19 protein-coding genes are annotated in these 19,200 nt (G+C 73.4%); 10 read left to right on the top strand and 9 right to left on the bottom strand.

Going from position 1 to position 19,200, the window contains the following annotated elements:
* Nucleotide 1: 1 nt before the first annotated feature.
* From ACIOC0_RS17315 to ACIOC0_RS17280, 8 genes are all read right to left on the bottom strand, one after another.
* Complete coding sequence (locus ACIOC0_RS17315; RefSeq protein WP_402155818.1) at nt 2–691, bottom strand: hypothetical protein; 690 nt, start codon at nt 689–691, stop codon at nt 2–4.
* Entirely contained in the window at nt 688–1,806 is a 1,119-nt protein-coding gene (locus tag ACIOC0_RS17310) for an aminotransferase class I/II-fold pyridoxal phosphate-dependent enzyme (protein WP_402155817.1), read from the bottom strand. The genes ACIOC0_RS17315 and ACIOC0_RS17310 overlap by 4 nt, the downstream gene beginning before the upstream one ends.
* Nucleotides 1,803–3,128, bottom strand: a complete 1,326-nt coding sequence (locus ACIOC0_RS17305) for a B12-binding domain-containing radical SAM protein (RefSeq protein ID WP_402155816.1) — start codon at nt 3,126–3,128, stop codon at nt 1,803–1,805. The genes ACIOC0_RS17310 and ACIOC0_RS17305 overlap by 4 nt, the downstream gene beginning before the upstream one ends.
* A gap of 136 nt (nt 3,129–3,264) precedes the next feature.
* Nucleotides 3,265–3,963 (bottom strand): HAD family hydrolase, encoded by a 699-nt coding sequence (locus tag ACIOC0_RS17300; RefSeq protein WP_402155815.1) that lies wholly within the window; start codon nt 3,961–3,963, stop codon nt 3,265–3,267.
* Nucleotides 3,960–4,745 (bottom strand): ABC transporter permease, encoded by a 786-nt coding sequence (locus tag ACIOC0_RS17295; protein WP_402155814.1) that lies wholly within the window; start codon nt 4,743–4,745, stop codon nt 3,960–3,962. The genes ACIOC0_RS17300 and ACIOC0_RS17295 overlap by 4 nt, the downstream gene beginning before the upstream one ends.
* Entirely contained in the window at nt 4,735–5,721 is a 987-nt protein-coding gene (locus ACIOC0_RS17290; protein ID WP_402155813.1) for an ATP-binding cassette domain-containing protein, read from the bottom strand. Before ACIOC0_RS17290 ends, ACIOC0_RS17295 begins: the two co-directional genes overlap by 11 nt.
* Nucleotides 5,711–6,250: a hypothetical protein gene (locus ACIOC0_RS17285; protein ID WP_402155812.1), complete on the bottom strand. Its 540-nt coding sequence runs from the start codon at nt 6,248–6,250 to the stop codon at nt 5,711–5,713. Before ACIOC0_RS17285 ends, ACIOC0_RS17290 begins: the two co-directional genes overlap by 11 nt.
* Nucleotides 6,247–7,248, bottom strand: coding sequence for a hypothetical protein (locus tag ACIOC0_RS17280; protein WP_402155811.1), 1,002 nt, complete (start codon nt 7,246–7,248; stop codon nt 6,247–6,249). The genes ACIOC0_RS17285 and ACIOC0_RS17280 overlap by 4 nt, the downstream gene beginning before the upstream one ends.
* Before the next feature lie 619 nt (nt 7,249–7,867).
* Between ACIOC0_RS17280 and truD the strand changes: the two genes are divergently transcribed.
* The 9 genes from truD to ACIOC0_RS17235 are packed head-to-tail and all read left to right on the top strand — an operon-like array spanning nt 7,868 to nt 17,269.
* Entirely contained in the window at nt 7,868–8,974 is a 1,107-nt protein-coding gene (gene truD / locus ACIOC0_RS17275; RefSeq protein WP_402155810.1) for a tRNA pseudouridine(13) synthase TruD, read from the top strand.
* The gene (locus tag ACIOC0_RS17270; protein WP_402155809.1) at nt 8,971–10,401 is read left to right on the top strand and encodes an aspartate aminotransferase family protein; all 1,431 of its coding nucleotides are present in this window, start codon (nt 8,971–8,973) and stop codon (nt 10,399–10,401) included. The genes truD and ACIOC0_RS17270 overlap by 4 nt, the downstream gene beginning before the upstream one ends.
* Nucleotides 10,402–10,414: 13 nt before the next feature.
* Nucleotides 10,415–11,161, top strand: coding sequence for a class I SAM-dependent methyltransferase (locus ACIOC0_RS17265; protein ID WP_402155808.1), 747 nt, complete (start codon nt 10,415–10,417; stop codon nt 11,159–11,161).
* 36 nt (nt 11,162–11,197) lie between these two features.
* The gene (locus ACIOC0_RS17260; protein ID WP_402155807.1) at nt 11,198–12,616 is read left to right on the top strand and encodes a hypothetical protein; all 1,419 of its coding nucleotides are present in this window, start codon (nt 11,198–11,200) and stop codon (nt 12,614–12,616) included.
* Nucleotides 12,613–13,278, top strand: a complete 666-nt coding sequence (locus ACIOC0_RS17255) for a 2OG-Fe(II) oxygenase (RefSeq protein WP_402155806.1) — start codon at nt 12,613–12,615, stop codon at nt 13,276–13,278. The genes ACIOC0_RS17260 and ACIOC0_RS17255 overlap by 4 nt, the downstream gene beginning before the upstream one ends.
* Nucleotides 13,272–14,177, top strand: coding sequence for a class I SAM-dependent methyltransferase (locus ACIOC0_RS17250; RefSeq protein WP_402155805.1), 906 nt, complete (start codon nt 13,272–13,274; stop codon nt 14,175–14,177). Before ACIOC0_RS17255 ends, ACIOC0_RS17250 begins: the two co-directional genes overlap by 7 nt.
* Before the next feature lies 1 nt (nt 14,178).
* The gene (locus ACIOC0_RS17245) at nt 14,179–15,312 is read left to right on the top strand and encodes a hypothetical protein (RefSeq protein ID WP_402155804.1); all 1,134 of its coding nucleotides are present in this window, start codon (nt 14,179–14,181) and stop codon (nt 15,310–15,312) included.
* Nucleotides 15,309–16,559, top strand: a complete 1,251-nt coding sequence (locus ACIOC0_RS17240; protein WP_402155803.1) for a hypothetical protein — start codon at nt 15,309–15,311, stop codon at nt 16,557–16,559. The genes ACIOC0_RS17245 and ACIOC0_RS17240 overlap by 4 nt, the downstream gene beginning before the upstream one ends.
* Complete coding sequence (locus ACIOC0_RS17235) at nt 16,556–17,269, top strand: hypothetical protein (RefSeq protein ID WP_402155802.1); 714 nt, start codon at nt 16,556–16,558, stop codon at nt 17,267–17,269. Before ACIOC0_RS17240 ends, ACIOC0_RS17235 begins: the two co-directional genes overlap by 4 nt.
* A gap of 10 nt (nt 17,270–17,279) precedes the next feature.
* On the opposite strand, the gene ACIOC0_RS17230 is transcribed toward ACIOC0_RS17235, so the two are convergent.
* The gene (locus ACIOC0_RS17230) at nt 17,280–17,810 is read right to left on the bottom strand and encodes a GrpB family protein (RefSeq protein WP_402155801.1); all 531 of its coding nucleotides are present in this window, start codon (nt 17,808–17,810) and stop codon (nt 17,280–17,282) included.
* 196 nt (nt 17,811–18,006) lie between these two features.
* On the opposite strand from ACIOC0_RS17230, the gene ACIOC0_RS17225 reads away from it, so the two are divergent.
* A complete protein-coding gene (locus ACIOC0_RS17225; RefSeq protein WP_402155800.1) occupies nt 18,007–19,197 on the top strand; it encodes a hypothetical protein in 1,191 nt (396 codons plus the stop codon).
* Nucleotides 19,198–19,200: the final 3 nt, after the last annotated feature.

Genomic DNA, 19,200 nt, shown 5'->3' with positions numbered 1-19,200 from the left:
TTCAGGTGCTCCTCTCCTGGACGGGACGGGTATGGCGTGACGACGGGTCAGGCGCCGGGCCGCCGCGACGGTGCCGCTGCGCACAGGTGCACACGAGCGCCCGGTCCGTGACGGCCGTACCGGTCGAGAGCGGGCGGGCCTGCTCCGACAGGTGCCGCAGCAGCCGCGCCGCAGACCGGCGGCTGCGGCAGCGCAGGACCGGGGCGGAGCAGGCCGCCAGCGCGGGGCGCATCCTGTGCAGTTCGCGGCCGCGGAATCCGGCGGCCTTGCGTACGAGGGCGGTGAGGCTGCGCACCGGAGGATCGTCCGCCGCCAGGCCGACGGGCAGGTAGTCCCGCGGCCGTCGTCCCAGCAGCGCGTCCCGGCGCAGTCGCAGGGAGCGGCGTACCAGAGCGGCCGCGCACAGCCACGGGTGCCGGTCGAGCAGGATCACGGTGTCGGCCCGCTCGACGCGCTGCCGTACGGTGTCGGCGAAGTTGCCGTCGATGATCCAGTACGGTCCGGCGGTGAGCTGTTCCAGCGTCCGCTCCCACTCCGGTGCCGTGGGTCTGCGCCAGCCCGGCCGCCAGTACAGGTCGTCGAGGTGGATCAAGGGCAGACCGGTGCCGGCGGCGAGGGCGTGGCTGAAGGTCGACTTGCCACTGCCCGGACTGCCCAGCACGACGATCCGGAGCGGAACCGTGGGGGTCATCGCACGACCACCGGGTCGTTCATCAGTGCGGCCACCTTCCGCATCGTCGGCGCGTCGGCGAGGGACACACGCAGGCACCCCTCCAGTCCAGGCACGTCGTCGAGCGGGCGGATGCGGACATCGTGGCTGTCCAGGTGGCGTGCCATCCGCGCGGGCACGGCGCGGTCACCGGTCCGGAACGTCACGAAGTTGCCGCCCGGGTGGAGAGCGCTCCACCCCGGGTGCCCGGCGAGGACCTCCCGGACGAAGTCCGAGCGGATGGCCCGCACGTCGCGCCACACCTCGGCGAACCTGTCCCGGTCCTCCAGGACGGCGTGCAGCAGTGCCAGCGCCGTGGCCGAGACAGTGCTGTCGGGCCGGAACCGGGACAGGTAGGAGACGAGCGCCGGTGAGCCGAAGACCGAGGCGATGCGCGCCCCGGCGAGTCCGAAAGTCTTGGAGTACGAGCGCACGACGAGCAGGTGCGGCGACGAGGCGACGAGCGGGACGTGGGTGATGCCGGTGAAGGCGCCGTAGCACTCGTCGACGACGAGCAGGTGGCCGGAACGCCGTGCATGGTCGGCCGTCTCCCTGATCTCCGCCGGTGACAGGGCAAGGCCGGACGGGCTCGCCGGGTTGGTGACCACCACGACCGCCGGGGGGTGGTTCGCCATCGTGCTGTGCAGCTCGGCCAGGTCCAGTCGGAGGGCCGCGGCCTCCAGTGCGGCGCAGCCCACTACGGGCACGGCGCGCAGGGCGGCGTAGTACCGCCAGCTCTCGAACGCCGGCTCGTGCAGGATCAGGCCCCCGCCGCCGGTCGCCAGGGCGTCCACGACGAGGCCCACGGCGGAGTCGGAGCCGGCAGTGAGCAGGATGCCGGACGACTCGTGGCCGTGGTGGTCGCCGAGCGCGGCCAACAGGTCCTGCTGGTAGGGGTAGTACATGAGGTCGGCGGCGGTGAGCCGGTGCGCCGCCGTCGAGACGAGTTCGGCCGCCGCCGGGTGGCGCAGTTCGCAGCTCTTGAGGTTCAGCACACCGGCCCGTTGCCGCCGCGGCTGCCACGGCAGGTCCCATACGTCCGAGCGCGTGGGGAACGGCACGGCGTCCGCGAGCGGTACGGCCGTCGGCGCGTTCATGCGCCGCTCCGGGCGGCGGCCACGGGTATCCGCTCGTACACGGACGTCACCCGGGTCTCGCGGCCGAACAGAAAGTCGTAGAGGCCGCCGTCCGGCTCGTGTTGCGGGTCGGCGATCAGGTGACGGTTGTACCTGCTGATCTCCATGGGGGTCATCGAGGGGGTCATGTCGTGCAGCCGCGTGTACATCGTTGGGCGGAAGCGCGCGCCGACCTGCTCCACCAGTTCCCGCGTCCGCGTGGCTCCCTCGGCTCCGGTACCGGGCAGGCCGATGATCACGAAGGCGTTGAGCTCGATTCCGGCCCGGGCGCATTGCTCCGCGAGCTCCCGGAACCGCTTCTCCTGAATCTGCTTGGCCCGGGGCAGGGAGCCATGGCCGTCGGGTTCGAGGGTCTCCAGGCCCACGGAGATGCGTACGCAGCCCGCCCGGCCCATCAGCTCCACCAGGGCGGCGTCGAGGTGGTGGACCGTCGTGGCGCACTTCCACTGCAGCGACAGGCGGCCGGCCAGGAAGCGTTCGCACAGCTCGCGCACCCACCGCTTGTCCAGCGTGAAAGTGGGCGCGTAGAACGAGACATACTCGAACGGCAGGGCCCGCCGGCTCTCCTCGATGTACGCGACGGTGGCGTCGACGGACAGCCGCCGCTCGCGGAGCCCGAAGATCTCGTGCACCTCGCAGAACTCGCAGCCGATGGGGCAGCCGCGGGCCGCCGGGACCACCAGTTCCCGGCGGAACGGGATGCCGCAGAACTTGTCCTCGTCGCGCGCGTAGAGCCGGTCGTAGTGCTCGTACGGGATCTCCCGCACATCGGGCAGCGTCCACTCCTCGGGGGCCAGGCTGTCCCCGTCGCGCGACGGCGGTTCCCACCGGTCCCCGTCGCGTACGGCGACGCCGGGCAGCGCGGCGTGGGGTGTGCCGGCGGCGAGGGACTCGACGTAGTGCGCGACGCCCGCCTCGTAGTCGCCGGACTGCACGATGGCGTCCAGCCCGTACCGCTGGAAGAAGCCGGGGTTCATGCTGCTCAGGCGGCCGAAGGTGATCAGCCGGCTGGCGGGGGAGAGTTCGCGGGCGTAGGCCGTGAACCGTTCGAAGCCGTCGACGGCGTCGAAGTCGTTCATCATGGCGATGACGTCGTACCGGCCCTGGTAGAGGAGATCGCCGATCGCCTTCCAGTGGGTGTTCAGCACACCGGCGTCCCGTACGTCGACGCGCTCCACCGAGGGCAGTCGGCGCAGATGCCCGGCCGTCATGTACAGCGGGGTGTGGTGACCTGCGTTGAAGTAGCTGGGGACGTGGGGCGGCCAGATGACCAGGACTCTCACAGGGAACTCCTTCGGCATGGCGCAGAGGAAGAGCGGGAGGGGCCATGCGGTGCGATGTGCCGACGTGTCGTCAAAGCTAGCCGCGGCCGGCCGGTCGACCAGCGGGTGTTTCTCTGGGCGGAACGGATTTCCGGCGTCACGGACGCAGCAGTGCGTCGAGCCCGGAGAAGTCGGGACGGCCGGGATCCACCGGCACGACGTCCCAGCCGAGTCTGCGGGCCGGGGCGATGTCGTTGTCGTCGGAGTCGCCGACCATGATCCTGCGCCCGAAGGAGCCGGACGTGATCAGCTCGAAGGCCCGCGCATCCGGCTTCTTCGGTCCTCCGTCGGCGGTGAACAGGGCCCGGTCGTACACCTCGGGCGCCTTGAGCCCGGTCAGGAGGCGACGCATCAGACTGCCGGGGAGATAGCAGTTCGACAGCAGCCGGACCGTGTGCCCCGCCTCGGCCGTCCGGCGCATGGCATCGGCGGCCGGCTCACACAGCTCGTAGCGGTCGTCGTCCTCGCATCCGAGAGCCCGCCACAGCGCCCGGTCGAGGTCGTCCGCCGGGCGGACCACGCCCCGGTCGCGCAGAGCCGTCGCCAGGACGTCGCGGGTGGCCGGCTGGAGGACCGACTTGTCGGCGAGCGCGGTGTACACGGTGGTGAACACCTCCTGCACCACCTCGCCGGCCGACCGCCGGTCCAGGGCGAGCACCTCGGCGACCGCCCGGGTGAATTCGTCGGGTCCCGGCATGGGGCGGTGCTCGGTGACGATCGTGCCGAAGCAGTCGAAGACCACCACCGTCGTACGGCGTGCCATGTCGTCCCCCGTGTCCGTCTCCTGGGCCGTCATGACCACGAGACCTTCTGGTGTTCGAAGCGGAAGAAGGTGAGCGTCACTGCGGCGAACACGGCGGAGAAGCCGAGCAGCACCACCACCGGCAGCACCACCGCACCGGCACCGCCACCGTCGAGGACGACGGTCGAGAAGCCGCGCATCGCCCAGTAGCTGGGCACTCCCGGCGCGAGCGGACGCGCCCAGTCCGGCAGGGCGGACAGCGGTGTCAGCGCACCGCCGAGCCCGGCGAACAACAGTGCCGCGAGGTTGGCGAACACGGCCAGCTGGGAGACCGTCCGGCACAGCGACACGAGTGCCATGCCGAACATGACCACGCAGAGCGCCAGTGCCGCGCCGACCGCCGCGAGCGCCGCCCAGGAACCGCTGACCCGCAGGTCGTACAGGAACCCACCGACCAGGAACACCACCGTGAGTTGCAGCATGGCGACGCCCAGCGGGACGACGACACGGCCGGCGACGACCTCGCCGGGCCTCGCGAGGCCCGCCCGGAGCCGGTCCCAGGTCTTCCATCCGTGCTCCCGGAAGACCGCGAAGCCCACCAGGTTCACCAGGAAGAACGTGAACATGACGGCCATGCCGGGTACTGCCTGCTCCGCGCCCGTGGCGCCCTCGACCTGCTCGGCCCGCAGCGCCGTACGGAACAGCGGCTGCATGAATCCCATGAGGAGCAGCGGCATCACGGTTCGGACGAGCAGGGGGGCCGGGTCGCGCAGTTGGAGCCGGATGTCGTGCCGGACCAGAGAGGCGATCCGTCCCAGCGATTCCTCACTGCGCATGTGATTCCTCCTCGGCGGCCGCGTCGTACCGGCGTCCCGTGACCCGCAGGAACACGCTGTCCAGACTGGGCTGGACGATCCTGAGGTTGACCAGCTCGCCGGCGGCCGCGCCCAGGGCCTCCATCACCCGCGGAACGGCCAGATGCGGTTGCTCCACGGTCATCCGCAGGACCCGGCCGTCCCGCACCACGGGCCAGGGCAGGGACAGGTCGGGCGGACCACCGGAGAAGGTGAGCTCGACACCGCTGTCCCCGTACTGCCGTACCAGCTCCTTCAGCGTGCCCCGGGCGACCATGCGACCGCCGTTCAGCACGGCGACGGATCCGTCGAGGGTCTCCACTTCGGGCAGGTAGTGCGTGGAGTAGCAGATGGCGGTGCCCTCGGCGGCCATGGTGCGGACGAGCTGCAGGAGCTGTTCACGGGTCTGTACGTCCACGCCGGCCGTGGGCTCGTCGAGCAGCAGCAGCGAGGGCCGGTGCATCAGGGCCATGGCGGTGTGCACCCGTCGCTGCTCACCGCCGGACAGCCGGGCGGCCCGGCGGCCGAGCAGTCCGCTGAGGCCCAGGGGCTCGGCGACCTCTTCGATGCGGCGGTCGGCTGCGCGGCCGCGCAGCCCCGCGAGCTCCGCGAAGAACAACAGGTTCTGACGTACTGTCAAAGGCGCGTAGACGCCCAGCTCCTGAGGGGCGAGCCCCAGCCGGCGCCGGGCCGCGTGCGGCTCCCGGATCGGGTCCTTGCCGAGCACCCGGACGTACCCGGTGTCCGGACGCAGCAGCCCCGCCACGATGGACATCAGGGTCGTCTTGCCGGCGCCGTTGTGGCCGAGCAGGCCCACGATCTCACCCGGTAAGACGTCCAGGTCCACCTCGCTCAGCGCCGTGATGGTGCCGTACCGCTTGGTGATGCCGCACAGCGTCAGGGCGGGGCCGTCGCCGTCCCGGCGGGGGCCGGGCACGGTGAGGGGGTCAGTCGGCACGCCGGGTCCAGTTGCTCGGCATGACGTCCGGCAGCCCGAGCCGCTGCAGATGGGGCGACCAGGTGCGGGCCAGTTTGAAACCCTTCATCAGGCCGCTGCCGGCGCGGACGTCCGGGAGCTTCTGTGCGTAACCCAGCTGCCCTTCGGTGAGGTCGAGATGGGAGCGCAGCCGGTCCAGCCACTCCTCGCCCCGGCCCTGAGGGATGGTCTCCAGCCCGGCGGCGGCGAGCCGCAGCCCGTCCTCGACGTCCTGTTCCGGAATTCCGACGAACGGGTCGAAGCCGGGCTGCTCCCCGGTGTAGGCGAGTTCGCCGTGGGTGCGCAGACCTCGTACGGATAAGGACAGCTGCACCAGGTCGTAGGCCATGAGTACCGCGACCTCAGGCTGCCCCGCCGATACCGCGCCCTCGACGTCCTCCAGCGCGGCACGGCACTTCAGCAACAGGCGGACCGCGCCGTGCGCTCGGAACGCCATGAGCCGGCGCAGATCCGGCAGCGGCTCGTGGATCTGGGTGTGCGGTGCTGTCATCGTCCGGACACCTCCTCCTCCGGTGTCGCCACGCCGAGCCACAGCATGTCGTGTACGAACAGTCGCTTGATGTCCGCGGGCGGATCGGAGGCGGGCGGCCCGGACCACAGGATGTCGTCGGTATCTTCGGGCGGCAGGTCGGTGCGAGGGATCTCCAGCGCGCGCAGTTGCCAGCGGTCGACGACCGTGCGGTCGTCCAGCCGGGCCGTGCCGATACCGGTCGCCCAGCGCAGCACGGTGTGCAAGGGCGCCTCCGGGCGGGTCAGTTCACCGACGAGATCGAGGCAGCGCGCCACCCGGTCGAGGGGGGTGAGCGGGGGCATGAGGACCTCACGGAGGAGAGCGAGCGACTCCGGGTCGCCCGCGGCCTTGAGCTTCTCACCGACCCATTTCTCGGTGAAGTAGATCTGGCCGGCCGCGGCGGCCCGGGCGTTCAGGGCGGCCACGACGGCCTCTCGGCCCCGTGCCGCGGCGGCCATGGGCCGGTCGTCGGCAAGCAGCCCGGCGGCGCGGGCCAGCCGGTGCGCCTCCACCGTCCACCACTGCTCCACCACCCGTGCGAGCCATGGCTCCCGCAGCCCGGCGTGCCAGCTCTCCCACGGCTCGGTGACGACGAGCTTCAGGCCGAGGGCCAGTCTGCTGGCGGTCTTGATGGTGCGACGCCGATGATTCCAGGCCTCCTGGGTGACCGACGCGAAGCGCGGCCAGGAGCTGTCGCGGAGCCGGGCGGTACGGTCCCGGACGGCGCTGGCCTGACGGATGTTGACGTCGATCAGGGTGCCGTGCTCGTGTGACTGGATGGGGAATCTGGTGAGCTGGTCGTTCTCGACGAGCACCAGCAGGTCGAGGTCGCTGCGGCGGTTGCCGAACCCGGCCAGCACGGACCCGGCGGCCACGGCGAGTGCCGGCCGGCCGAGGCCCTGATCGGTCTCGCCGACCACGTCTGCGATGTCGAGACGGCGTTCCTCCAGGAACTCCTGGAAGCGCTTTTCAAGCACGTGCCGCTCCGGAAAGGCGGCCGGTGCAGAGGTGTGTTCCATAACGGTCTGGGGCCTCCCGGCGGCAGCTTGGCGAAGAGCGAGAGAGCTGGGGAGCGGACTCCCACGGGCCCGACAGCCCGGTCACGGTAGGCAGAATGCCGACGGCGCGGCAAGGCGCACCAGGAAGTGTTCCGGTGCGCGGAACAGGCCTTATCCGGAAAGGGGACGGCCGGTAGAACTTGCAGAGGCAGAACTGCCGCCACGGCTCGACGCCATTGAGTCATCACCTATCACCTCATGAATCCATGTGATCCACTTCAGTGGTCGTCGTGTCGGTCGTACGCGGCGGAGGCGCCCTTCCGGCCCGTGCGCCGGACGGTCGGGCTCCCCGCTCGGGTACGGGAACGCCGAAGGCAGCGGGCGGCAGTCACCAGTAGAAGCTCCTCCGCGCGAGCAGGGCGCAACCACCGGTCATCACGGTGGCTGGCGCGCGGGGAGCGGCTCGTCCAAGGGGTTTCCCGCGGACATGGCCGGGCTCATCCGCCCCGGCACGCGCTCCCCGAGCCCGTCGGGCGTACCCACACCGCATGTCGTCCGGCCGGCTGCCCGTCGGCTGTCCAGAGTCCGGAGAGACCTGATGCACCTGCCCCTGCTCAAAGCCCTGCCGGAGGACTTCCGCGTCACCGAGGCCCTCGCCCTCGACACGGCACCGCCGGACGCCTCCACGCACACCTACCTGTTGCTGTGGAAACGGGGCCTGACCACCCATGAGGCGCTCGGTGGACTCGCCGAGGCGTTCGGTGTCGACGTGCAGGACGTGGCGGCGGCCGGGCTCAAGGACGAGGACGGCATCACGGAGCAGTTCGTCTCGGTGCGCGCCGTGCTGTCGCCCGGTGACGTGGACCGCGCCAACACGCGCGGCCGCTCCGGCAGCGGCGACCGCGCCTGGCACGTGACGACGCACGGGACCGGCGCCACGGCGCTGCGGACCGGAGTGCTGGACGGCAACTGCTTCCGGCTGGTCGCACGGGGCCTGGACGCGACCGCGGCCGAGGCACTGGCCGAAGGGCCTCAACGGCACACCCACTACTTCGTCAACTACTACGACACGCAGCGCTTCGGCGTACCGGGCGGGCCCAAGCAGACGCATTTGATCGGCGGCGCCCTGCTCGCCGGCAGCGAGGACTCCGCGCTGGACCTGCTGCGCCGTTCCGGGTCCGCCGAGGGTGCACGGGCGCTGGAACACCAGGGGCCTGCCGAGGAGTTCTTCAAGCTGCTGGACCCCCGTGTCCCGGTGTTCTACCGATGCGCGCACGCCTCGTACGAGTGGAACGCGCAGGTGCGATCCCTGCTCCAGGAGGCCGCGGGCCGCGACGTGACCCTCGTCGAGCGGGAGGGCCTGCCCTACGCCTTCGCCACCACGCGCGAGGCGGTGCTCGCCCTGGCGGCCCGCTGTCCGGAGCTGGACTACGTGCGCTACCGCTGGACGGACGGGAAGTGCTTACGCAGCACAGCCGCCCGCCCGACCGTGCTGCAGACGCACATCTCGGTGCACCGCGTCGAGCCGGACCCGCTGCACCCGGGGCGGTTCGCCTGCGCCCTCTCGTTCTTCCTGCCGTCCGGTGGCTACGCGACGGCTGCGGTTCACCAGTGGTTCGTGCAGGCCCTCGGCGCGCCGACGGACGGCGTGCCGGACGCCGGGGTGGCCGCGGCCGTGCCTGCGGGAAGCGGGCGGCGCGCGTGAGCGCGGCAGCGAGGAGCACGGGCGCGGGCCCGGACGCGCGAACCGTGCTGGGCCGGGTGCGGGCGCACCTTTCGCCGGGGCTGGCCCTCGTGTACGGCATGAACGGGGCCGGCGCGGTCGAGTCGCGTGGGGGCGGGGCCAGGATCGTCCTGTCCGACGGGCGGTCCGCACTGGACTTCGGCAGTTACGCGGTCACGCTGCTCGGGCGCGGGCATCCGGACGTCCTGGGTGCGGTCCGCGGGGAACTGGAGGCGATGCCGGTCTCCACCCGCGTCCTGGCGAACGGTACGACGGCCGGGTTCGCGGCCGAGCTGGTCGAGTACACCGAGCCCGATCGGCTGACCAGGGTGTGGCTGGGCCTCAACGGGTCCGACGCCGTGGAAGCCGCCCTCAAGCTGGCCCGGCTTGCCACCGGTCGTACCCGGGTCGTCGCCGTCGAGGGCGCCTACCACGGGAAGTCACTGGGGGCGCTCGCCGCCACCTGGAACCGGCGCTACCGGCGGTCCCTGGAACCCCTCCTGGGCGGGGTGACGCACATCCCCGCCGACCCGGAGGCGGTGCCCGGTGCCTTCGCGGACGGGGACGTCGCCGCCGTGATCGTGGAACCGGTGCAGGGCGAGGGCGGGGTGAGAGCACTGTCGCCGGCGTTCCTGGGCGTCCTGGCCGCCGCCGCCCGGCAGCACGGGGCGTTCGTGATCGCCGATGAGATCCAGACGGGGCTGCGCCGGTGCGGGGAGCGGGCGTTGAGCGTCACCGCCGGTCTGCGGCCCGACGCGGTGCTGTTCGGCAAGGCACTGGGCGGAGGTGTCCAGCCGCTGTCCGCGCTCGTGGCGACGGAGGAGCTGTACAGGCCGCTGGCCACCGACCCGTTCGTGCACACCTCGACGTTCTCGGGCCACCCCCTCGCTGCCGCGGCCGGCAGCGCCGCGTTGCGTGCGGTGGAGGCACTCGCGCCCCGGGGCGAGCGGCTGACGGCTCTCATGGCGGAGGGGCTCCGCCGGATCGCGCACCGTCATGCCGGGCTGATCACGGAGGTACGCGGCCGGGGCCTGCTGTGGGGCGTCGAGTTCGGCCCGGGCGGTGCGGCCGGGGACGTCCTGCTGGAGCTGAGCCGGCGCGGGCTGGTGGTGTCCCCGTGCCTGGGGCGGCCGGAGGTGATCCGCCTGCTGCCGCCGATGGTGGCCACCGACGAGGAGGTCGAGGAGGCGCTTGACCTCCTGGACGCGACCTGCGCGGCGGTCCCCGACGAATTCCGTTCCGCCGCACGAAACGCGTCCGGCGCCGGCCCGGAGCCCCGCGGTAGGTTGCCGGAGGACGGCGCCCCCGCGGTCCCGGCCGCCGGTCCGGGGACCGGCGCCGAGGGGGCCGCTTCGGCACGGCACGCGGGGGGCGGGGCGTCGGTGCCCGGCCGTTTCCGTGTGCGATGAGGAGTGGAACACCATGGCTCGCGACAGGAGCTACGAGGAATTCGCCGTCCAGTACGACCAGGGCAGCGCCGACAACATTTACAACACGCTGCTGGACCGCCCCGCGGTTCAGAGCAAGTGCCCGCCACTCGCGGGGCGGTGCGTGCTCGAGGCCGGATGCGCGGGCGGCCGGCTGACCGAGTGGCTGGTGGACCAGGGGGCGGCCGAGGTCGTCGCGCTGGACGCGAGCCCCACCCTGGTGAAGCTGGCCCGTGAACGGCTGGGTGACCGCGCCGGCGTACGGGTGCACGACCTGCGCGAGCCGCTGGACTTCCTGCCGGACGCGTCCGTGGACGTCGTGGTGTCTTCCCTCACGCTGCACTACGTGGAGAACTGGGTTCCTGTGCTGTCCGAGTTCCGCCGCGTCCTGGCACCTGGTGGCACTGTCGTGATCTCCACGCACCACCCGCTGAACGACTTCGAGATGTCCCCCAGCGGCGACTACTTCCGCGTGGAGGAACTCCGGGACGAGTGGCCCAGCTTCGGACCGCCCACCCCGGTCGTCCGGTTCTTCCGGCGTCCCCTCGGCCGCATGATCGCCGATGTGCACGGTGCCGGACTCGTCCTGCGGGAGCTGTCAGAACCGCGGGCCGACCCGGCACGCCGGGAGGAGTTCGGCAAGAGGTTCGACAAGTTGTCACGCAAGCCGTGGTTCCTCGTCCTGGTGCTCGGTCATCCGGGCGACCCGGCGGAGGACGGGACGGCACACACCGCCGGGTGACGTCGCCCGGCCGACCACACCCCAAGGAGCAGCCGCGTGCTGAACACCCCATCCGCCGTGGCCGTCGTGGACGGCGGCCGGCCCGACGACCGGCGCACGCCCGACGCGGCGGCGTACTGGACCGTCCTCGGGGGGCCGGCCGTCCCGCGCCCGACCCTCATGATGGGCGGCTTCAAGCACCTGCTCGTGCCGGTGCTGGCCGCCGCCTGCCTCGCCGATCGTCCGTGGCGCATCGCCAACGCCCCGCGAATCGAGGACCGTAGGCTTCTGTCCGCGATGCTCCGGCATCTCGGGGCGACGGTGGACGACGACGGGCCCCGTGTCACCGTCGACGCCTCCGGCCTCGGCGGAGCCCGCATTCCGGCGCACTGGAGCGCGGGCGTCCACGGGGGCGTGTACCTGCTGCCGACGGTGCTCGCGACGCGGGGCGAGGTGGCCTCGGGCCGGCACGGCGGTTGCGCGATCGGGGGCGGGACGCAGGGCTCCCGTCCGCTGTCCCACATCGCCGCGGTACTGGAGCGGTTCGGTGCCGTGTGCGAGGTGGGCGCCGAAGAGTTCCGCGCCACGGCGCCCCGGGGCGGGCTGCGGGGCGCTCGGATCGACCTCGCGGACTTCGCGGAGCGCGAGCCCCGCGCCGGGACGCCCACCGGTCCGCACTACTCAGGTGCGACCAAGACGGCGCTGCTCGCCGCGGTCACCGCACGGGGAACGACAGTGCTGGACAACCCCTACCCGAAGCCGGACGCGATGGAGCTGGCGCGGGTGCTGGGCGAGGCCGGGGCACGGATCGAGGTGTCCCGCGGGCGGATCACCGTGGAGGGCCTGGGCGGCCCGCTTGGTGGCGCGGACGTCACGCTGCCGTCCGACCTGATGGAGGTCGTCACGTTCATCGCATGGGCGGTCCATCTGCGCCGGGAGCTGGACCTGCGGCTGGAGCGGTCCGACGTGGTCCGGTCGGGGCTCGCCCCGGAGCTGGAGTGCCTCGCCGCGATGGGCGTGCCGCTGGCCTGGGAGGGGCCGCTGCTGCGGATCAGGCCGCCGGAGCGCCTGCGGGGCACCGACGTCCTGGCCGCCTCCCACCATGTGTACAGCGACGCGGGCCCGCTGTTCGCGCTGATGCTGCTGGGAGCCGACGGATCGTCACGGCTGACGGACGGCGTATGGGAGAACCGTTTCGGCTATGCGGAGGGCCTGCGGAACATGGGCGCCGTGCTCGACCGGGTCGGAAACGAGCTGCGCATCACCCCCGGCCCTCTGAAAGTGTCCCCGGAGCCCCTGGTGGCCGGTGACCTGAGGGCGGCCGCCACCCTGCTCCTCGCCGCGCTGGGCACCGGCGCCCGGCACCGGCTGCACGGCGTCGGCCATCTCGCCCGGGGCTACGAGGACCTGCCCGCGAAACTCACCGCGCTGGGAGCGCACATCGACGTGCCCAAGGAGACGGGAGAATCCGCATGACAGCCACCGCAGTGCTCGACCGGGACGCCATCGCCCGCACGGCCCTGGCCCGCGATCCCTTCGTCTGGGGACTGGTGGCGGACTCCGTACCCGGCGCGCCGACTCGTCGTCGTCTCGCCGAGGAGTTCCCCGCCGAAGGCTTCGTGCTCACCGAGCGCGCCGGCGGCACCGCGGCGGGCAAGGGCTACCGCACGTGGAACCTGCCGTTGGTGCAAGGCGGCGTCGCCGTACCCGAGGGCATGCGCCGGCTGACCGGGCTGTGGCAGAGTTTCGTCGCGTCCTTGCTGGACGACGGCTACCGCACGGCGGTCGCCGAGGCCACCGGCCGGGACCTCGACGGATGTGCCCTGGAGGTGCGCGCCGTACGGTACGGCTCCGGGTCGTGGATCGACCCGCACACCGACCGCGCCGACAAAATCGTCACGCAGACCTGGTACTTCAACGAGGGCTGGCGCCCGGAGTGGAGCGGAGCGCTGCGCATCCTGCGCTCCCCCGCCGTGCACGACGTCGCCGCCGAGGTCATGCCGGGGCTGACCGACTCGGTCCTGCTCGTTCCCTCGCCCGACTCGTGGCACACCGTGATGCCGGTCGCCGACGGCGCGGGGCAGGACCGGCGCGTCCTGCTCGTGCACTTCGTGTCCGAGGAGCGCACCACATGGTGACCCCGGTGCCGGGCCGCCAGGGCGACACCGAGCAGACCCGGGTGCAGCACCGCTATCACCGAGAGCTCTTCCCCGCCCTGCACGACTGGGAGAGGACCGAGGCCTCCATCGTCGAGTTCACCGGGGAGAGCGGACCCAAGGGGCTGTTGGGCCTGGACCAGATGGGTCACTTCGGCCCCCAGGGCTGCGATCTCGTCAGCGGTCTCGTGCGGGAGGCGTTCCCGGACGCCGTCCTGACAGTGGGCGAACTGGGCAGCGGGTTCGGCGGCGCGCTGCGGTACCTGGCGGACGCGCTCACCGCCGGCGACGCCGGCGTGGCGCGGATGTACGGCATCGACCTCGTCCCCGAGCACTGTGCGGTGAGCCGGCGCATCAGCGCCGCCCAGGGGCGCTTGGACGTGACCGAGATCTGCGCCGACGCGACCGACGTGCCGCTGCCCGACGGGGCGCTCGACGTAGTCGTCGTGACCGGTTCGATGCCCCACTTCCCGCACCCCGGCGCGGTGTTGCGGGAGGCGGCCCGCCTGCTGCGCCCGGGCGGACTGCTCGTGGCCACCGAGGAGGTGAGCCTCGCGCCGCCGGGCCGGGAGCCGTCCGCCGCCTTCCGCGAGGTGCATCCGCCGGACGTCTTCCACGTGACGCCGTTGCCGGACCGGCTGCGGCAGCTGCGCGAGGCCGGGTTCGCCGACGTGGAGCGCAGGGACCTGCGGGGGTGGGCCGTCGCGCTGCTGGCGGACCGGCTGAAGGTGGTGCGGCTGTTCCACGGGAGCGTCGCCAACATCTACGGCAAGGCACCGGTGGAGCTCATCCGGCGCACGCTCACCACCGCCCGGGAGGAATACCTGGCCGGGCGGCTGCTGCCGTCGCTGCTCACCGCACGCCGGGCGAAGGACGCCTGACGTGACGTCCGAACCGCCCGGCCGCCGGACGGCGACCGCCCGGTGGGGGCCGGTGGCCTGGTCGTACACGGCCGACGACGAGGCCGAGACCGCACGGGTCGCGGCGCACCTCGTGACGTCCCCGCCCTCCCCGTGGCCCTCGCACGACCGCGTCGGGCTCCGTGTCCGCTCGACGCGGGACCCGGCGGCTCTGGACCGGCTGGAGCGGGTGGCGTCGGGCCCGGCCCGGGGGCTGCGCGAGGAGAACTACCGGCGTGCCCCGGACGGGACGTGGGTGCGCTGCGGCGACCGTCCGGCGGACGCGGAGGAGCCGGGACTCCCCCGGCACGCCGTCGGCCACCGCGACGGGCGGTGGACGATCTTGCATGACGACGACAGCGGCCCCGAACAGCGCGCCCGGGTCGGGGAGATCGTGCTGCGCGCCCTGGTGGCGGCCGCTGTCGCGGCGCTCGGGAGCCTGACTGTGCACGCGTCCGCCGCGACCGGCCGGGACGGGCGGGCCGTCGTGTTCCTCGGCGACTCCGGTACCGGCAAGAGCACGCTGGCCCTCCACCTCGCCCGAGCGGGAGGCCGTTTCCTCAGCGGCGACCGGACCCTGCTGGTGCCGGGACCGGGTGGCTGGTGGGCTGTCGGGGCCGGGCTGTTGCCCCGCTACCGCTGGGGCACGCTGGAGGGGCTCGGCCTGGCGGAGCGGGTGCGTGACGCCACCCTGCTGCGCCACGGCGACGGCCGTTGCCGGGTGGCCGACCTGCCTTGGACACCGGCCAAGGTGATCTTCACGCCGACCGAGTCGGAGCACGTCCTGGGCGCCCGCACCGCCGACTGCGCCCCGCTCGGCAGGCTGGTCGTGCTGTCACCGGCCGGGGGCGACACGCCTGTAGCGCGTGGGCTCACCCCCGAGGTGACGGCCGCGGCCGCCTGGGCGCACCTGCTGCCCTCCGACGCCGGCTGTCTGGCCGGACCGTGCCCCGGCCGTCCCGCCGGGGCCGGAGACCTCTCCGGCCCTGCCGAGGGGGTGGCCGGGTGGGGACTGGAATGGGATCCTGTCCGCCACCGGGGCGAGGACGCCCTGAGCCACGTCCTGGCGGACGCGCCCGGAGCCGCACCGTCCGCCCGCCGAATCACCGCGCCGTGACGGGCGCGTGGGGGGCACCGGCGGTGGTCGGCGCCGCCGTCCTGCGGGGCGCGGCATGCGCGACGGGCGTCCTGCTGCTCGCGCACCCGCCGGGTGCCGTGCTCTGGTGGCTGACCGGCTGCTGGCTGCTGTACCGGGCCGGGGCCGCCCTGGGCACCGCCGCGCTGGCCCCTACCGCCCGCGCCCTGGACCGGGCCGCCCGCGACCGGCTGCTGCGCGCCGTGCAGCGGCTCAGCGCGGACGCCGGCCGCCGGGACCCCCTGCCGGTGCGGGATCACTTGTACGCAGCGGCGGGCGTCGCGATCCGCTGGGAGCCGAAACCGGGTGCGGCCGTCGCCGTCCTCGCGGAGCTGACCGGCTCGCTGCTGACGCTCGCGGGAGTGTGCGCTGCAATCGCCGTCGTCGACCCCGCCCTGGCAGCCGGTCCGGTCCTGTGCGCCGCTCTCGCGCTCGGCCTGGTGGTGCGGCCCAGGAGGCTGGGCGCGCGGAGTTGTGGGCGAGCCGGCTGGACCGCCCGCCGCCGCGAGGCGCGGACCGTCGTCGTGCTCGCCGGTGTGCTGGCCGGCTGTGCCGCGCTCGTCCCGGTGCTCGGGGCCGTGCGCCGGCCGGACGCGGCAGCGGGCCTGGTGCCGGCCGCGGTCCTCCTCGCCCGCTTCGTGTACGGCCTGGCGGCGGTGGACATGACCGCCGTGCGACACCGGCGGGTGACGTGGCGTCATCTGCGGGAGGCCCAACGGGCAGCGGTACCGGGCGGCGGAGAGCAGCCGGCCACGCCGACCGGGGTCGTCGTGGTCCCGGTGCGGCCCAGTCGCCTGGGCTTCGCCGACCTCGCCGAGAACGTGCACCTGGGCGCTCTGGGCCCGGACGACTCGCTGCCGGAAAGGCTTCCCCGCACCGTACGGCTGTGCCGCCTGGAGGAACTCGCGCGCTCCCTGCCGCACGGATGGCACACCGTGCTGTCCGGCGAGTTCTCGGGGGGTGTCGACCTGGACGAGGAGGCGTGGCGGCGGATCATGGCCGCCCGGGTGAGCGCCCTGCTGGAACTGGGTGCGACGGAGGTGCTGCTGCCCGGGGAGCCCGACCCCCTCCTGGCCGCGGTGCTGGCCGACTGGAGTTCCCGCACGGATACGCGGGTGCGGTCGTCGGCCACGCCCCGGAGGGCCGCGCCGGACCTGGCCGCGCCCGAGGAATCAGTACCCGGCGGGGCCACCCCGGACAGGGCCGTACCCGACGGGGTCGCATCGTGAAGGGCACGTGGCTGACGACGGTGGTCGCCGGGCTGCTGAGCGCGGCGGCGGCCCTGCTCGGCGCTGCCGCGGGCCTGGTGGCCCACGCGGCGGGCTCCGGTGGCGCCCTGGGGCCGCCGCTGTGCGTGTTCGCCGTCGCATTCTTCTGCGCCCGCGCCGCGGGCCGCCCGCCGGGCGTCCGCGCCACCGCCGTACGGGCGCCGGGGCGCGCCCTCGGGCGCCGAACGCCGTCGGTCCGTCATGTGGTGGACCGGGCCGTACGGTTGGGGGTGGCGTTCGTGGTGCACCCGGCTCTGCCGCTGGCGCTGCTGCCGCTGTGTCCCTCAGTGCCGGCCCCCGCGGCGCCGGCGCTGAGCGGGCCGGACGCCGACGCGGCCCGCGCGGTGCGCCGTGTCGTCCGCACCGCCACGGAGGACGCCTGGGCCGGCCCGTCCGGGGCTGTGCTCGTCCCGCTGCTGCTGCGGCGCCACGCGGAGTTCTCCGCCCGCGTGGCGACGGCCACGGCCCGGGCCTCGCGCCGCGCCGCCGCCGACGGGGTGCGCGCCCGCCTGCCCGTGCTGTACGCCCTCGTGCTCTCGGCCACGGTGCTCACCCTGGCCGGTCCCGCGCAGGCCGGCCACGGTGAAGCCGTCACGGCGCTCACCGTGTTCGTCACGGTGATCACGACGCCGCTGAGCAGTGACGACGAGAGCGGACGTCCGGGCGGCTGACGGCGACCCGTCAGGCGTCACTCGGACCGGGCTGCCATCCGCGTGCCTGCGCCCACCCGTCGGCCCGGCGCATCAGCTCCCACACCACCGCGGACTTCTCCGCGGTGTAGGCACGCCGGTCCGTGCCGTACCGCTCCGCCAGCAGGGATTTCCGCTCTCCGTACAACTCCGCTTCCGCGGGGCGGTCCCGGAGGTAGTCGCGCAGCAGCAGGCAGAACTGCTCCGCGAAGCTGCCCGCCCGCCGGACGTGCACATGGGTGCGGGGGCCGGACGTCTCGCGGAAGTACCGCTTGGTCAGGTCCGGGTTGGCCGCGCGGAACTCGAAGCCCAGCGCCTCCAGCGGCCCGCGGAAGGCAGCGGGTTCGAACGCCTCGACGGAGACCTGCACGTCGATCACGGGCTTCGCCCTCAGACCCGGCACCGCGGTGGAGCCGATGTGGTCGATGCGCAGCGCGACGTCCCCGAGGGCGGCACGCAAGCGGAAGCCGAGCTCCGCGAAGAGAGTCGGCCAGGCGTCGCGGTACTCCACGATCTCGATCACGCACCGCACCCTATCCGTGCCGCCGGACGCTTCACCCGCCCCGCCGTTCCGTGAGGCGGAACGAAACGGCGGATCGCGCGGATCCCTGTTCCACGTGGGGGAACACCGCCTTCTCCGGCTCCCTCCGGTCGGACACCATCACACCGTCAGGACTTGCGGAGCCTCCGTGCACCACGCCCCCCGACGAAGGAGGCCCATGGCCGTCGCCGCATCACCCGAGACCGGCCCCCGTCCGCATCCGGCCGCCGTCGAGACGTTCCGGCTTGCTCTTCCACCGGCCGAACTGACCGTGCACAATACGCTGCCCGGACTCCGGGCGGCGATCAGCTCGCTGGTGCACCCCCTGTTCGAGGTGAGCGACACCGTGTCGCCGGCCGCGCCCCGCCTGACCGTCACGGCCCGCACCGGGGAGGGCACCCCGCCCGGCCCACCGGAGCCGGGCACCGCCCCACAGCTGTTGGTGCACCCTGATGGGCCCCGCTTCGTCATCCTGGAGCGCACCGCCGACCGGATCGTCCTCCTGCGCGACGGCGAGGCCGACAGTGCGCCGCTCGTCGTCACCGCCACGCCCGGCACGGCAGAGGTGGCGGCCGAGACGTCCGATGCCGGGCCCGCCTCCGTACGGGCCGTCGTCCGCTTGCTCGGCACGCTCATCGGCACACAGCTCACCGGTCGTGGGGCGGTGTTCCTGCACGGATCGGCCGTGGCCGTCGACGGCTCCTCGGTGATGATGCTGGGGCCCAGGCACCGCGGCAAGTCGTCGCTGGCCTTCCTCGCCGTCACGCTGTGCGGCGCGGACTTCGTGTCCGACGACACCCTCGTCGCCTGGGCGCCTCGCGCCGGCTCCCCGCCGGTGCTGCGCGGCTGGCCCAAACGCGTAGGCATCGCCACGGCCCTGCTCGCCGGTCATCCCGCCCGAGGCGCCTTCGAGCGCGCGTCGCTGCGCCGCCACGGTTCCGGCACGCCACGGGTGCCTGCCGACGCCGAGTGGAGCACCGCCCCCGACGGCCGGAAGCGGCTCTTCACGGATCTCGACGAGTTCACGGCGCTGACCGGGGCCGGCGTGGCCACGGGCACGCGCCCGGCGGGGGTCGTGCTGCCGCGGGCTGAGCGGGACCGCAAGGGCTGGGCCGTCGAACCCGTCACCGACCGGAGCGAGATGCTGGACGGCGCCCTGCTGTCAGGGCCGGACCTGCGGCACTTCACCGACTACCTCGGCCTGCTCCCCCGTCCGCGCCCCGAGCCGCTCGTCCGCGCGGACGTCCTCGCGGCCATCGGTGGCCTGCCCTGCGTCACGGTCCGCTACGGTCCGGACGTCAACGCCGACTTCCCCCGGTTCTGGGACGAGGTCACCGCCGCGCTCGCCCTGCCGGGGCGGGCCCGGTGAGCG

The sequence above is a fragment of the Streptomyces sp. NPDC088254 genome, from assembly GCF_044740925.1.
Taxonomy (GTDB): Bacteria; Actinomycetota; Actinomycetes; order Streptomycetales; family Streptomycetaceae; genus Streptomyces.
The sequence above is the reverse complement of the archived record's forward strand: the minus strand, read 5'-3'. Positions and strand labels throughout refer to the sequence as shown.

What these genes read in the sequence shown, in the direction of transcription:
- ACIOC0_RS17225 (WP_402155800.1), top strand. Translation starts at nt 18,007, where the DNA reads ATGGCCGTCGCCGCATCACCCGAGACCGGCCCCCGTCCGCATCCGGCC.
- truD (WP_402155810.1), top strand. Translation starts at nt 7,868, where the DNA reads ATGCACCTGCCCCTGCTCAAAGCCCTGCCGGAGGACTTCCGCGTCACC.
- ACIOC0_RS17315 (WP_402155818.1), bottom strand. Translation starts at nt 691, where the DNA reads ATGACCCCCACGGTTCCGCTCCGGATCGTCGTGCTGGGCAGTCCGGGC.
- ACIOC0_RS17265 (WP_402155808.1), top strand. Translation starts at nt 10,415, where the DNA reads ATGGCTCGCGACAGGAGCTACGAGGAATTCGCCGTCCAGTACGACCAG.
- ACIOC0_RS17285 (WP_402155812.1), bottom strand. Translation starts at nt 6,250, where the DNA reads ATGACAGCACCGCACACCCAGATCCACGAGCCGCTGCCGGATCTGCGC.
- ACIOC0_RS17310 (WP_402155817.1), bottom strand. Translation starts at nt 1,806, where the DNA reads ATGAACGCGCCGACGGCCGTACCGCTCGCGGACGCCGTGCCGTTCCCC.
- ACIOC0_RS17295 (WP_402155814.1), bottom strand. Translation starts at nt 4,745, where the DNA reads ATGCGCAGTGAGGAATCGCTGGGACGGATCGCCTCTCTGGTCCGGCAC.
- ACIOC0_RS17255 (WP_402155806.1), top strand. Translation starts at nt 12,613, where the DNA reads ATGACAGCCACCGCAGTGCTCGACCGGGACGCCATCGCCCGCACGGCC.
- ACIOC0_RS17300 (WP_402155815.1), bottom strand. Translation starts at nt 3,963, where the DNA reads ATGACGGCCCAGGAGACGGACACGGGGGACGACATGGCACGCCGTACG.
- ACIOC0_RS17250 (WP_402155805.1), top strand. Translation starts at nt 13,272, where the DNA reads ATGGTGACCCCGGTGCCGGGCCGCCAGGGCGACACCGAGCAGACCCGG.